The organism is Stenotrophomonas sp. 8(2023) (genome assembly GCF_030345295.1).
GTDB lineage: Bacteria > Pseudomonadota > Gammaproteobacteria > Xanthomonadales > Xanthomonadaceae > Stenotrophomonas > Stenotrophomonas muris.
This window is the reverse complement of sequence record NZ_CP128404.1, coordinates 112,314-125,316: the sequence shown is the minus strand read 5'-3', so window position 1 is coordinate 125,316 and position 13,003 is coordinate 112,314. Positions and strand designations below refer to the sequence as shown.

The 13,003-nt window shown below is 68.3% G+C and carries 10 protein-coding genes; 2 read left to right on the top strand and 8 right to left on the bottom strand.

All coding sequences use genetic code 11. The features are described 5' to 3' along the window. Positions 1 to 21: 21 nt before the first annotated feature. The 6 genes from QP609_RS00515 to QP609_RS00490 all read right to left on the bottom strand — a co-directional run bounded on the left by QP609_RS00515 (position 22) and on the right by QP609_RS00490 (position 5,208). Complete coding sequence (locus QP609_RS00515) at positions 22 to 813, bottom strand: lysophospholipid acyltransferase family protein (RefSeq protein ID WP_032961622.1); 792 nt, start codon at positions 811 to 813, stop codon at positions 22 to 24. 118 nt (positions 814 to 931) lie between these two features. Next, positions 932 to 1,366: a hotdog fold thioesterase gene (locus QP609_RS00510; protein ID WP_075075902.1), complete on the bottom strand. Its 435-nt coding sequence runs from the start codon at positions 1,364 to 1,366 to the stop codon at positions 932 to 934. 10 nt (positions 1,367 to 1,376) lie between these two features. Continuing rightward, complete coding sequence (locus QP609_RS00505; protein ID WP_197621573.1) at positions 1,377 to 3,434, bottom strand: phospholipase D family protein; 2,058 nt, start codon at positions 3,432 to 3,434, stop codon at positions 1,377 to 1,379. Next, positions 3,431 to 4,048: a YceI family protein gene (locus QP609_RS00500; protein ID WP_014645483.1), complete on the bottom strand. Its 618-nt coding sequence runs from the start codon at positions 4,046 to 4,048 to the stop codon at positions 3,431 to 3,433. Before QP609_RS00500 ends, QP609_RS00505 begins: the two co-directional genes overlap by 4 nt. A 4-nt stretch (positions 4,049 to 4,052) precedes the next feature. Continuing rightward, entirely contained in the window at positions 4,053 to 4,529 is a 477-nt protein-coding gene (locus QP609_RS00495) for a histidine phosphatase family protein (RefSeq protein ID WP_014035499.1), read from the bottom strand. A gap of 49 nt (positions 4,530 to 4,578) precedes the next feature. Then, positions 4,579 to 5,208: a ParA family protein gene (locus tag QP609_RS00490; protein WP_005420986.1), complete on the bottom strand. Its 630-nt coding sequence runs from the start codon at positions 5,206 to 5,208 to the stop codon at positions 4,579 to 4,581. Between the two features lie 123 nt (positions 5,209 to 5,331). Here QP609_RS00490 and QP609_RS00485 point away from each other — a divergent pair, with 123 nt between their 5' ends. Further along, a complete protein-coding gene (locus tag QP609_RS00485; RefSeq protein WP_014645482.1) occupies positions 5,332 to 6,816 on the top strand; it encodes an AAA family ATPase in 1,485 nt (494 codons plus the stop codon). 472 nt (positions 6,817 to 7,288) lie between these two features. On the opposite strand, the gene QP609_RS00480 is transcribed toward QP609_RS00485, so the two are convergent. Next, the gene (locus tag QP609_RS00480) at positions 7,289 to 7,924 is read right to left on the bottom strand and encodes a tetratricopeptide repeat protein (RefSeq protein ID WP_046427754.1); all 636 of its coding nucleotides are present in this window, start codon (positions 7,922 to 7,924) and stop codon (positions 7,289 to 7,291) included. A gap of 169 nt (positions 7,925 to 8,093) precedes the next feature. Between QP609_RS00480 and QP609_RS00475 the strand changes: the two genes are divergently transcribed. Then, entirely contained in the window at positions 8,094 to 11,780 is a 3,687-nt protein-coding gene (locus QP609_RS00475; RefSeq protein WP_197621857.1) for an indolepyruvate ferredoxin oxidoreductase family protein, read from the top strand. Positions 11,781 to 11,853: 73 nt separating this feature from the next. Here QP609_RS00475 and QP609_RS00470 read toward each other — a convergent pair whose 3' ends face one another. Next, positions 11,854 to 12,468, bottom strand: coding sequence for a DUF938 domain-containing protein (locus QP609_RS00470; RefSeq protein WP_032961616.1), 615 nt, complete (start codon positions 12,466 to 12,468; stop codon positions 11,854 to 11,856). Positions 12,469 to 13,003 lie beyond the last annotated feature (535 nt).

Below are 13,003 nucleotides of genomic sequence, written 5' to 3'. Positions count from 1 at the left end.
GGGATCAGGGCCACCGCACCCTCACTGCGTGCTCATGGCCGCCACGATGCGCGCGCGCGACGTCTCCGCGATGCGCCGACGGCCTTCCAGGTCCTGCGCACCGATCGGTGCCAGGAAATGCACTTCCGCACGCCGCGCCGGCTCACCGAGCAGGCGCAGGAAATTGGCGAAGAAACTCTCGCCGGGGCCGAACGCGACAATGGTCTGCGCGTCGCCCTTGAGCCCGTACACCAGAGCCACCGGCTGCACCGGCACGCCGGTCTCAACCGCCGCCTGGAAGATGCGGGCATGGAACGGGCCCACTTCGTGGCCACCGCGGGTACGCCCTTCGGGGAACACGCCCACTGCCTTGCCTTCGCGCAGGCGATCGGCCATCACCTGCATCACGCCACCGAGCGATTCGGTGTTGCCGCGCTGGTGGAAGATGGTCTGCCCGCGCGCGGCCAGCCACCCGACCAGCGGCCAGCTGGCGATCTCGCGCTTGGCGACGAAGCCCATCATGCGCTGGCTGTGCAGGATGCAGATGTCGACCCAGCTGACGTGGTTGGCGACGAACAGCACGGCGCCGGGCAGCGGCCTGCCGATCTGCACCAGGCGGAAGCCGAAGATCCACATCAGCCCCCCCTGCCACCAGTTGACCACTTTGGCCCCCAGGGTCGCCTCGCCCACGCGCAGTTCGCCCCACGGCCGAAGCATGCCGATCAGGATGAGCGGCAGGAACACGATGATGTGGACCAACAGCAGCGGTACGCGGTACAGGTAACGGCACACACGCGCCACGCCGCCGCGGGGGGCCGGAGTGGGGGAAGTCATCCGCGCACGATACCGGAGGGCCGTCATCGCTGCCAGCCGATTTAGGCCATAACACCCATCGACCGGGGCAATCGGCAGGGAACGCTGGGTTCCGCTGCCGTCACCGCCCGTCCGGGGCTCAGCCGTGGCCGGCCGCCACCACCGCCAGGGTCAGCCGCGAGATGCACACCAGCCGGCCCTGCTCGTCCTCGATGCGGATCTCCCACAGCTGGGTGCTGCGGCCCACGTGCAGCGCGCGGGCGGTGCCGGTGACCGTGCCCGAACGCACCGCACGCACGTGGTTGGCGTTGATTTCCAGCCCCACGCAGATCTGCTTGGCCGTATCCACACACAGGTTGCCGGCGCTGCTGCCCAGGGTCTCGGCCAGCACCACCGACGCGCCGCCATGCAGGATGCCGTAGGGCTGGCGGGTGCGCTCGTCCACCGGCATGGTGGCCTGCAGCCAGTCGTCACCGGCCGCGCTGAAGATGATGCCCAGCGACGCGATTGCGGTGTTGCGGCTGAGCGTATTGAGCTGCTCGAGGGAAACGGCTTCGCGGAACACCTGGGTCATGCGGGCACCTTCAGAGGATGGGAACGAGGCCGGCGCCGAATGCGGTCAGCATGCGTACCAGCAGCCACTTCGGGCCGACATTGACCTCGGGGAAATCACCCACGGCGACATAGCAGCGGTGGAAGCCCGGGTCCTGCCGGGGCAACGGCTGCGGGCAGTCCGGGCCGGGCTTGAACTCGTAGTCGGTGGCATAGCGCCACGGCCAGAAGTCGAGGATCGGCAGTGCTTCGGAGGCCTTGCCGACGCTGTAGTTGAGCCCGGACAGCACCGGCGGCTTGGCCCGCGGCGCCACCGTCCACGAGTTCTGCGGGTGGGTGTCGCGCAGGATGCTCTCGGCCAGCTGCTCGGCGAAGGCCGGGTCATCGATGATCACCGCGCCTTCGGTGTTGTAGTTCTCGCTGCGCGGGTCGAAGTTGTGGGTACCGACCACGCCGATGCGGCGATCGACCACCAGCGACTTGGCATGCAGGCCCATGCGCGCGCCCTTGCGGGTGACCGGCAACGGCTTGTTGACCGCCTTGCTGCCCAGGAACGAGGGCCGGGTCTCGGTGCGCAGCAGGCGGGTTTCGACCTCGCTGCCGGCCGCACGGCGGCGCTCGCGCGCGTTCTGGTAGGCACTGCCGGTGCGCGGATGGTTCACCGGCCCCTGCTTGCCGGTGGGTGCCGGATGCTCGTCGCGATCGCGACGGTCGCCGGCATTGCTGCCGGCAGCACTGCCGCCGATCAGCGGGTTGCGCCCGCCGTCGTCGTCGCCTTCCGGCGCGGCGATCGGGTCGGGCAGCAGGTTGCGGTAATCGACCGGTGCATCCAGCGGGAACGGCTTGTATTCGAAGATGTTGAAGCCCAGTTCGCGCATGTTGCGTCGCTTGTACTTGTACGACAGCGCATAGACGATCGGGTTGTCGGTCGCCGCCAGGCTGTTGCTGGACACCACCACGCGCGGCGGCTGCGGTCGCTTGCGCAGCTCGCGGAACAGCTTCTGCGCCGGTTTGGACAGCACCAGGTACGGCGTCTGCAGGATCACTTCCTTCTGCGCGCCGGCGATCAGCGCATCCAGCTGCGGCTCGGTCACGTGCTGTCCGGCCAGCGGCGCATCGGCCTTCTCGCGCCGGTGCTTGCGCGGCAGGTCGGCGACATAGCGCACCGAGGCCACCGGCAACGCGGTATCGACGAAGGAACGGCTGACGAAGTCCATGTCATTGGCTTCGGCACTGACCCGCTCCACCCGCTCGGGGCGGCGGAAGCTGGCCGGCGGCAGGGTCGGCACGCCCTCGCGCAGCAGGGTGCGGCCGACATCGTTCAGGCGCTCGGCCGGCACGCTGCGCCTGGCGCGCCAGAAGGCATCGAAGTTGGCCGCCATCGCCCGCGCCTCCGGGCCGGCGATCAGCACGTCGCGGTCGCGGAAGTTGTACTCGCGGTCCCAGTCGTAATAGTCGTCCTGGTAGTTGCGGCCGCCGACCACGCCGATCGCATCGTCGATCACCAGCAGCTTGTTGTGCATGCGCTGGTTGAAGCGGCGGAAGCAGCACAGCACGCTGCCGGCATAGTCGAAGTAGTTCAGCCGGGCCTTGCCGAAGGTCGGGTTGTAGACCCGCAGCTGGAAGTTCTGGTGCGCGCCGGACAGGGCGCCGAGGATCTGCAGGTCGGAGATCGCCGAGAGCTGGTCGATCAGCACCCGCACCTTCACCCCGCGCCGCGACGCGGCCAGCAGCTCGTCGATGACCAGCCGGGCACTGTCGTCCTTGTCGAAGATGTAGGTCTGCAGGTCGATGCTGCGGGTGGCGCTGCGCAGCAGGTTCAGGCGCGCGACCAGGGCACCCTCGCCCTCGTCGAGCAGGGTGGCGTAGTGGCGTGGCTGTTCCGGGGTGGATTCGGTGAACGCCCGGCCCGCCAGCGCACGCAACGGCGAGTCCTGCGCGCAGCGGTCGGCGCGCCGGCAGTCGACGTCGGTCGAGCGCGCCTGCACGGCAATCGCTTCGGCACGGTCACGCTCGGCATGCGAGAGCGATGCACAACCGCTGCCCAGCAACACGGTTGCCAGCGCCAGGACGCGCAGCAGGAGGTTCACGGTTTCGGCGCCTCGCTCAGGCGCGCACGCAATACGAAGGTCACTCGGTCACTCAAGGCTAGCTGCCAGCTGTCCATTCCATACCGGCCTCGCTGCACGGTACCGCGGCTGACGACGTCGCAATCATAGCCGGGTCGGGCGCACTCCGCCTTCTCGACCTGCAATGACTCGGGGTGGCTGATGCCGCGCAGGGTCAGCCGGCCGTTGATGGCGCCGCCCTGCTCCACGGTCTCCGGCCAGTAGGGCAGCGAGTCGAACTCGACCACCGGATGGCGCCCGGCATCGAAGAACTCCTCGCCGCGCATCCAGCCGGTATAGCGCGCCTTGCCGGGGATCTCCACCGAGCGGGTGAACATCTTCAGGTGCACCTGGTGACGGCCGTCGGACAGGATCTCGATACGCCCCTCGAAGTGCGGGAACACGCCTTCGATGCGCTGGCCGAATCGGGTGCGCACCTCGAAGCCGATCCGCGAGCGCTGGGTATCCAGGCGCAATACCCGTGGCGCCTCGGCGGACACGGGCGGCAACGGGGTCGGTGGGGGCGCCGCGGCCCAGGCCGGGCCGAGCGCCAGCAACGCGGGCAGCAGGAAGCGGCTGCGCCGCGCCAGGCTCATCGGATCACGGCCACCAGAACGCGTTCAGGCTGGCCACGCCGGGTTCGATCGAGGCCTCGCGCGGGAAGCCAAGCACGGCCACGCCGCCCGGCGGCATGCCGCGATAGTCACTGCTGGTGCCGTCGGTCATCAGGGCCACCAGCTGCTCCAGGCCCGGGTTGTGGCCGACGATCAGCACCCGGTCCAGGTCACGACGCTCGTCCACCAGCGCCGCCAGGGTGCCCGGGGTGGCTTCGTAGATCCGGTCTTCCAGGCGCTTTTCGACATAGCCGATGGCCGTCATCACCGCTTCCAGGGTCTCGCGGGTACGTCGCGACGGCGAGCACAGCACGCAGTCGGGCAGCAGGTTGTTTTCCTTCAACCACTTGCCGGCGGCTTCGGCCTCGGCGAGCCCCACCGGCGACAGCGGCCGGTCGAGGTCGGCCTGGCCGGAAACGGCGGGTTCGGCATGGGCATGGCGCAGCAGGATCAGTTCACGCATCGCGGGTTTCCATGGAGAAGAGGATGCAGCAGGAGAAGTGAGGCAGGCATCAAAGCTTGAGCCAGGACAGCAGCGGCTCCCAGTCGGCCTGGTGTTCGCGCACCTGGGCGGAGCGATAGTCGAACAGGCTGCGGCCCAGGCCGGTCATGACCACGTAGCTCTGGCTGTCACGCAGCTGCGCGACCACCGGGTATGGCCATTCGGCCAGCATCTGCAGCGCCTGCTGCGAAGTCTGGGTCCAGGGTTTGGTGCGGTTGAGGACCAGCCCCACCGGCAGCTTGCGGCTGTGCACGCGCGGGTTCTGGGCCAGGCTGTTGAGGAAGCCGACGATGGCTTCGATATCCAGCGCCGAGGGCAGCACCGGCACCACCACGGCGTCGGCCGCGTCCAGGAAATGGGGGATATCGTCGGCCAGCGCACCGGCCGGTGCATCGATGATGACGGTATCGGTACCGTCGGGCAGCTTCTGCGCCCACTGCTTCTTCCGATACACATCGATGGGGAGCACCGCGCTTTCCAGCCCTGCACGCCGTTGTGCCCAGCGGGTGCTGGAGCCCTGCGGGTCGGCATCGGCGATCACCGTGGCCTTGCCCTGCAATGCCGCGTACGCGGCCAGGTGGGTGGCGACGGTGGTCTTGCCCACCCCGCCCTTGGAACCGGCCACCAGGATCGTCTTCATGCCAGCCTCGCTTCCGGGTACGTGCCCCGAGCGTACACCGGCGGTGGTGACGGGAGGTAGCACCGTGCTGAACCAGTGGCCATCGCCTTTGCTATCGTGGCGCCCCCGAAGGATCGAACCGGCATGAGCGAACTGCAGGACCTGAGCGCACTGATCCGCGCCAATACCCCCCTGATCGTGATCGAGACCCAGGATGAGGCCCGCATCGTCGAGCTGTTCCGGCAGACGCTGATGCACGTGTGGCGGGCCCTGCACCGCTGGTCCATCACCGAGGGCCTGCGTCGCATCGACCTGGACCGCGAGGACCCGCCGGTCGGCCCGCCCGATGCCAGCGCCGCCCTGCAGATGATCCGCCAGGCCGATCAGCGGGGTGTCTACCTGCTGCTCGATTTCCACCCCTACCTGGGGTATGCCAGCCACCAGCGCGCGCTGCGCGACCTGATCCAGCGCCGCCATAGCGAGCCGCATGTGCTGGTGCTGATCGGCGCCAAGGTCGAGCTGCCGGCCGAGCTGGAGGCCCTGGCGGTGCGCTTCAACCCGCGCCTGCCCGATGCCAACGCCCTGCTGAAGATGCTGCGCGAGGAGGCCGACGCCTATGCGCGCGAACACGGCGGCCGCCGTGTCGAGGTCGACAGCGAGGCGGTGAAGAAGATCCTGAAGAACCTGCAGGGCCTGAGCCTGGTCGATGCCCGCCGCATCGCCCGCCAGCTGATCTACGCCGATGGCGCGCTGCGCGACGACGACCTGCCGCAGCTGGCACGGCTGAAGTTCGAGCTGCTCAACCGCAGCGGCCACCTGTTCTTCGAGCATGACAGCGCGCGCTTCGGCGACGTGGCCGGTGCCAACCGGCTCAAGCGCTGGATCAGCCAGCGCCGGGTGGCCTTCATCGCCGGCTCGGCACCGGCCGGCCTGGATCCGCCGCGCGGCATGTTGCTGCTGGGCGTGCAGGGCTGCGGCAAATCGATGCTGGCCAAGGCCACCGCCGCCGGCTTCGGCGTACCGCTGCTGCGCCTGGACGTGGGCGCGCTGTACAACAAGTACCACGGCGAGACCGAGGCCAACCTGCGCCAGGCGCTGGCCTCGGCCGAGCAGCTGGCGCCCTGCGTGTTGTGGATGGACGAGATCGAGAAGGGCCTGGCCAGCGGTGGCGAGGACGGTGGCGTATCGCGCCGCGTGCTCGGCTACCTGCTGACCTGGATGGCCGAACGCAAGGCGCCGGTCTTCATCGTCGCCACCGCCAACCAGGTACACGAGTTGCCGGCCGAACTGCTGCGCAAGGGCCGCTTTGACGAGATCTTCTTCGTCGACCTGCCCACGCCTGAGGTGCGTGTGGAGCTGCTGCGGCTGCACCTGGGGCGACGCCAGCTCAACGGCGACGACTTCGCGCTGCCGGCGCTGGCGGCCGCGGCCAATGGCTTCTCCGGCGCCGAGATCGAGCAGGCGATCGTGGCCGGGCTGTATGCGGCGCACGCCGAAGGCCGGCCGTTGGATACCGAGCTGCTGATGAACGAGATCCGTGCGACGCGGCCGCTGTCGGTGCTGATGGCCGAGCAGGTAGAGGCATTGCGGGCATGGGCGTCGGGGCGGACGGTTTCCGCGGACGATTGAGGGGTTCCGGCGAACGGCGCAGCCCCTCGTGGCTGGTTGCTGAAAGCAACAGCTGCGGTTGGCGATCAGCCACGTGGAAGAAAGAAAAAGAGCAGAAGCAAAAGCAAAAGCGGTTGGCTGGCTGCTCTTGAGGCCCTGGGGTCAGATCCGTTTTCCAGAGGAAAACGGATCTGACCCCAGTTCGATTTCTATCCCTGGCAGATCTCATCCACGCATGGCATGGACCTACCGTGTCGACCAAGGTCGACACCTACCAACAGCCGCCGGAACCTGTCGAAGGCGGGGCACTGTGGGTTTGCGGGGTGTGAGCCGCATGGATGCGGCGACCAAGCCCCCATGGATGGGTTTACGGCGGCCCCGCAAACCCACAGTGCCCCGCCATCCCGCAGGAAGCCCGCTGTTGCTTCGGCTGCTGCAGTTGCTCCAGCCGTTGCCTCTGCGGGTGCCGGGTGCAACCCGGCCGCCCCCTCCCTCAGGGCCAGGCCGGCGGCGCGGCCGCCCAGGCCTGCTGCACTTCCGCCAGCGAGGCGCGCTCGTCGTCACGCCACAACGGCAACAACTGCGCAAAGCGGCTGCTGTCGCTCCATTGCGTCGGCTCGGTACGCACCGCTGCGGCATACCACTGCACCGCCTCCTGCTTCTGCCCGGCCCGCCACAGCGCCAGCGCATAGGTGGGTGGCAGCCAGCCCGGCTTGCTCAGCGAACCACCGGCAGCGGCCTGCCATTGCTCCAGGGCGGCTTCGGGCTGGCCCTGACGCAGCAGGTCCCAGCCGTAATTCCAGCGCACGCTACGGCCCAGGCTGCCCTGCACCGGCGCATCCTTCAGTGCTTCGCGATACAGCTGTTCACCCAGCTCGGTGCGGCCCTGCGCAATGGCCACCGACGCCAGCTGCACGGTGGCCTCCACGGTACGCCGGCCGCGCTCGCGCTGTTTGAGCAGCTGCGCCACCAGCGCATCCCCGTCGGACTGGACCACGATCATGGGCACGGCGGCCGCATCGCTGTCGAAGTAGAACTCCTGTGGTGCCGGCACCGCCGGCGCGGCCCACACGGGGGCCGTTCCCGAGACCAGCAACATGCTGCCCAGGATCTTTGCTGCAACTGACATCCCTTCTCCCCAGGCCGCAACCGCAGCCTCCCTCTCTCTCCCCGATCCTAACCCCAGCATGGCCGCCGGCGCGAGTGCCGGGGCGGTCGGGCCTCGCTGCTACAATTCGCGCCTTTCCCGCCGCGTGCCTGCACGCGGCCGGTGCCAGCCGATCCTGACCGGGCCAGCCATGACCAGTACCGCGCAACTCACTTCGCCCTCTTCCGCCGACCTGATCGACCGTGACTACACGCTCGACCACAAGTACACCCGCAACGAGGGGCGGATCTACCTGAGTGGCGTGCAGGCGCTGGTGAAACTGCCGTTGATGCAGCGGCTGCGCGACGCGCACGAAGGCATCGACAGCGCCGGTTTCGTCAGTGGCTACCGTGGCAGCCCGCTGGGCGGCTTTGACCTGGAGCTGTGGCGCGCGCGCAAGCACCTGGACGCGGCCAAGGTGAAGTTCACCCCCGGCCTGAACGAGGACCTGGGCGCCACCATGGTGTGGGGCACCCAGCAGACCAACCTGTTCCCCGGCGCCAACGTGCAGGGCGTGTTCGGCATGTGGTACGGCAAGGGCCCAGGCGTGGACCGCTGCGGCGACGTGTTCAAGCACGCCAATGCCGCCGGCACCTCGCGCCATGGCGGCGTGCTGGCGCTGGCCGCCGATGATCACGCCTGCCGCAGTTCAACCCTGCCGCATGGCAGCGAGGACGAGTTCGTCAGCGCGATGATGCCGGTGCTGAATCCGGCCGGCGTGCAGGACATCCTGGACATGGGCCTGCTGGGCTGGGCGATGAGCCGCTATACCGGCCGCTGGGTCGGCTTCAAGACGATCGCCGAGACGGTGGAATCGTCGGCCTCGGTCGAGGTCGATCCGATGGCGCGCCGCATCGTGCTGCCGGAAGACTTCGAGATGCCGACCGGCGGCCTCAACATCCGCTGGCCGGACCCGCCGCTGGACCAGGAAATGCGCCTGCACCGCTATGCGGTGAAGGCTGCACAGGCGTTCGCCCGCGCCAACGGCATCGACAAGGTGGTGATGGACGCGCCGCGCGCGCGGCTGGGCATCGTCACCACCGGCAAGAGCTATTTGGACGTGCTGCAGGCGCTGGAATACCTGGGCCTGGACGAAGCCGCCTGCGCCGACATCGGCATCCGCGTGTACAAGGTCGGCATGACCTGGCCGCTGGAGCCGCAGGGCATCGCGCGCTTCGCGCAGGGCCTGGAAGACATCATCGTGGTGGAGGAGAAGCGTGCCTTCATCGAGCGCCAGATGAAGGAACAGTTCTTCAACTGGCCGGCCAGCTGGGGCCAGCGCCCGTCCATCGTCGGCAAGTACGACGAGAGCGGTGAGTGGATCCTGCCGTCCACCGGTGAACTTACCCCGGCCACCATCGCCGGCGTGATCGGTCGCCGCATCCAGAAGTTCTTCAACAACGCATCGATCGAGCAGCGCCTGCAGTGGATGCAGGAGAAGGAAGCCGAACTTGCGTTGCCGCGCGCCAGTTTTCCGCGCGTGCCGCACTACTGCTCCGGCTGCCCGCACAACACGTCCACCAACGTGCCGGAAGGCTCGCGTGCGCTGGCCGGCATCGGTTGCCATTACATGGTGACCTGGATGGACCGCAGCACCGATACCTTCACCCACATGGGCGGCGAAGGCGTGACCTGGGCCGGGCAGGCGCCGTTCACCGATACCCCGCACGTGTTCCAGAACCTCGGCGACGGCACCTACTTCCACAGCGGTTCGCTGGCGATCCGCCAGGCGGTCGCGGCCGGCGTCAACATCACCTACAAGATCCTCTACAACGATGCGGTGGCGATGACCGGCGGCCAGCCGGTGGACGGTCCGCTGAGCGTGCCGGACATCGCAAAGCAGATGCGCGCCGAAGGCATCCACACCATCGTGGTGCTGTCGGACAACATCGGCAGGTGGACCGGCCAGCGCGAGCACTTCCCCAGCGACGTCGAGTTCCATGACCGCAGCGAGCTGGACGAAGTGCAGAAGCGCCTGCGCGAAGTGAAGGGTGTTTCGATCCTGATCTACGAACAGACCTGCGCCACCGAGAAGCGCCGCCGCCGCAAGCGCGGCAAGCTGGAAGACCCGCAGAAGCGGGTGCTGATCAATTCGCTGGTCTGCGAAGGCTGCGGCGACTGTGGCAAGAAGAGCTTCTGCGTGTCGGTGCTGCCGAAGGAAACCGAGTTCGGGCGCAAGCGCGAGATCGACCAGTCCAACTGCAACAAGGACTATTCCTGCGTGAACGGCTTCTGCCCGAGCTTCGTCACCGTGCACGGTGGCCAGCCGCGCAAGGGCAGCAAGCGCGATGCGTCCACGCTGCTGGACAACCTGCCGGCACCGACCCTTCGCGACAGCCTGGAACAGCCCTGGAACATCCTGATCACCGGCGTCGGCGGTACCGGCGTGGTGACCATCGGCGCGCTGCTGGGCATGGCCGGCCACCTGGAAGGCAAGGGCGCGACCGTGCTCGACCAGACCGGCCTGGCGCAGAAGGGCGGCGCGGTGACCACGCATATCCGCATTGCCCGTCGCCCTGAAGACATCCACGCCGTGCGTATCGCCGCCGGTGAGGCCGACCTGGTGCTGGGCTGCGACATGGTGGTGGTCAACGATTACTGGGCGCTTTCGAAGGTGCGTGCCGGCCGTTCGCAGGTGGTGCTGAACACCTACGAAGCGATGCCGGGCACCTTCACCACGCGCCCGGACATGCAGTTCCCCGCCGCCGACATCATCGCCGGCGTGCGCGTGGCACTGGGCGGCCAGGAACCACTGCTGCTCGATGCCACCCAGCTGGCCACCGCGCTGCTGGGCGATGCCATCGCCGCCAACCTGTTCATCCTCGGCTACGCCTGGCAGCAGGGCCTGGTGCCGCTGTCGTTCGACTCACTGATGCGCGCCATCGAGCTCAATGGCGCCGCCGTGGCGATGAACCAGCAGGCCTTTGCGTGGGGCCGCCTGGCCGTGGTCGATCCGCAGGCCGTGCAGCAGGCCGCCGGCCTGGTGCGCAACCGCCACACCGATGCCGAATCCACCCCGGGCCCGCTGCATCCGCTGCCGCCAGGCGAGTGGGAGGGCAATGAATGGGGTGCCACTGCGGCACCGCGCAACACCGGCGACGAACGCGAACTGCGCGGCCTGCCCTCGCACGGTGGCGACGTGGCGTTCCTGCCGCTGGATGACGCCCGCCTGTCGCGCTCGCTGGATGAAATGATCGAGCGCCGCGCCGCGTTCCTGGTCGAGTACCAGGACACTGCCTACGCCAACCGTTACCGCCGCCTGGTCGAGCGCGTGCGCACCGCCGAAGCCGAGCGCATCGGCGGCTCCACTGCGCTGACCGAGACCGTGGCCCGCTACCTGTTCAAGCTGATGGCCTACAAGGACGAGTACGAAGTGGCCCGCCTGTACACCAGCGGCGACTTCCAGCGCCGCCTGCAGCAGCAGTTCGAGGGCGATTACCAGCTGCGCTTCCACCTGGCGCCGCCGCTGTTCGCCAAGAAGGATGAGCAGGGCCGGTTGCTGAAGAAGGAATACGGCCCGTGGATGTTCAAGGCCTTCGGCCTGCTGGCCAGGCTGAAGTTCCTGCGTGGCGGCCGCTTCGACGTATTCGGGCGCACCGCGGAACGCCGCATGGAGCGCAAGCTGATCGGCGATTACGAGGCCACCGTGCAGGTACTGCTGGACGGCCTGGATGACGACCGCCTGGCCCTGGCGGTGGAGATTGCCAGCATCCCCGAGCACATCCGCGGCTTCGGCCACGTCAAGGAAGCGCATTTCGAGCAGGCCAAGGCGCGCGAAGCGGCCCTGCTGGCGCAGTGGCGCAATCCGAAGGCGCTGCATATCGTGCAGGTGGCCTGAAGGGAGTGCCGGCCGCTGGCCGGCATTCATCCCGGCAATCGGTTGCCGGCCAGCGGCCGGCACTACCGATGGTTTACCCCAACCGCCACAGCAGCAGGCGGTTGTTGGCCGGCATCGCCACATCCCCCAGGCGGGTGAATCCGTGGTCGGCGGCCAGCGCCTGCACCGCTTCGCTATCGCGGATGCCGCTGCGCGGGTCGCGCGCCTTCAGCCAGGCATCGAACTGCGCGTTGCTGTCGCTGCTGTAGCGGCCGCCGTAGTTGAACGGGCCGTACGCCGCCAGCAGCGCGCCGCGACGCAGCACCGATGGCAGCGCGGCGAACAACGCCTGCACGTGCGCCCAACTCATGATGTGCAGCGTGTTTGCGCTGAACGCGGCGTCGAACGTGCTGCCCTGTGGCAGGCTGAGCCCAGGCGCCGGTGGCAGTTCCACCTGCAGCGCCACCGGCGGCAGCAGGTTCAGAAGCGCCGCTTCCGCGCGCCAGGCCTCGATGCCGGGCAGATGGTCCGGATGGTCGCTGGGCTGCCAGCGCAGCCAGGGCCAACGCTCGGCGAAGAAGGCCGCGTGCTGGCCGGTGCCGCTGCCGATTTCCAGCACCCGATGGCGGTCGCCCATCCACGGGTCGAGTGCGGCGGCGATCGGTTCGCGGTTGCGCTCGCAGGCTTCTGAATGCGGCTTGCTCGACATCAGGACGGTGTCCAGGCGGGGTCGGCCCATTGTGCACGAGGGGGGTGTTCCGAGCAGGGCTGCGCCCTGCACCTGCTTCAAGCCACAGCAACGGCAACAGCCAAAGCAACAGCAACAGCGGGCTTCCTGAGGGATGGCGGGGTGGATCCGGTGGCAGGGGACGCCGTAAATCCGTCCATGGAGGCTCGGTCGCGCCATCCATGGCGCTCACGCCCCTGCCACCGGACCCACCCCGCCTTCGACAGTTGGCCGCGATCTGTCGGAAACACTCTTGGGGTCAGATCCGTTTTCCGCAGGAAAACGGATCTGACCCCGAATTTCATTCGATATCTGACAGATGTGTCGACCAAGGTCGACACCTACCAACAGCCGCCGGAACCTGTCGAAGGCGGGGCGGTGTGGGTGGGCAGGACCGTTGGCGCCATGGATGGCGCCATCGAGCCCCCATGGGTGAGGGCGCTTTGCTTGCGAAGCACTGCTTCGCAAGCGCCCGAACGCACAGCCGCCAGCGGCTGGGCCGGACCCCGGAGGGGGG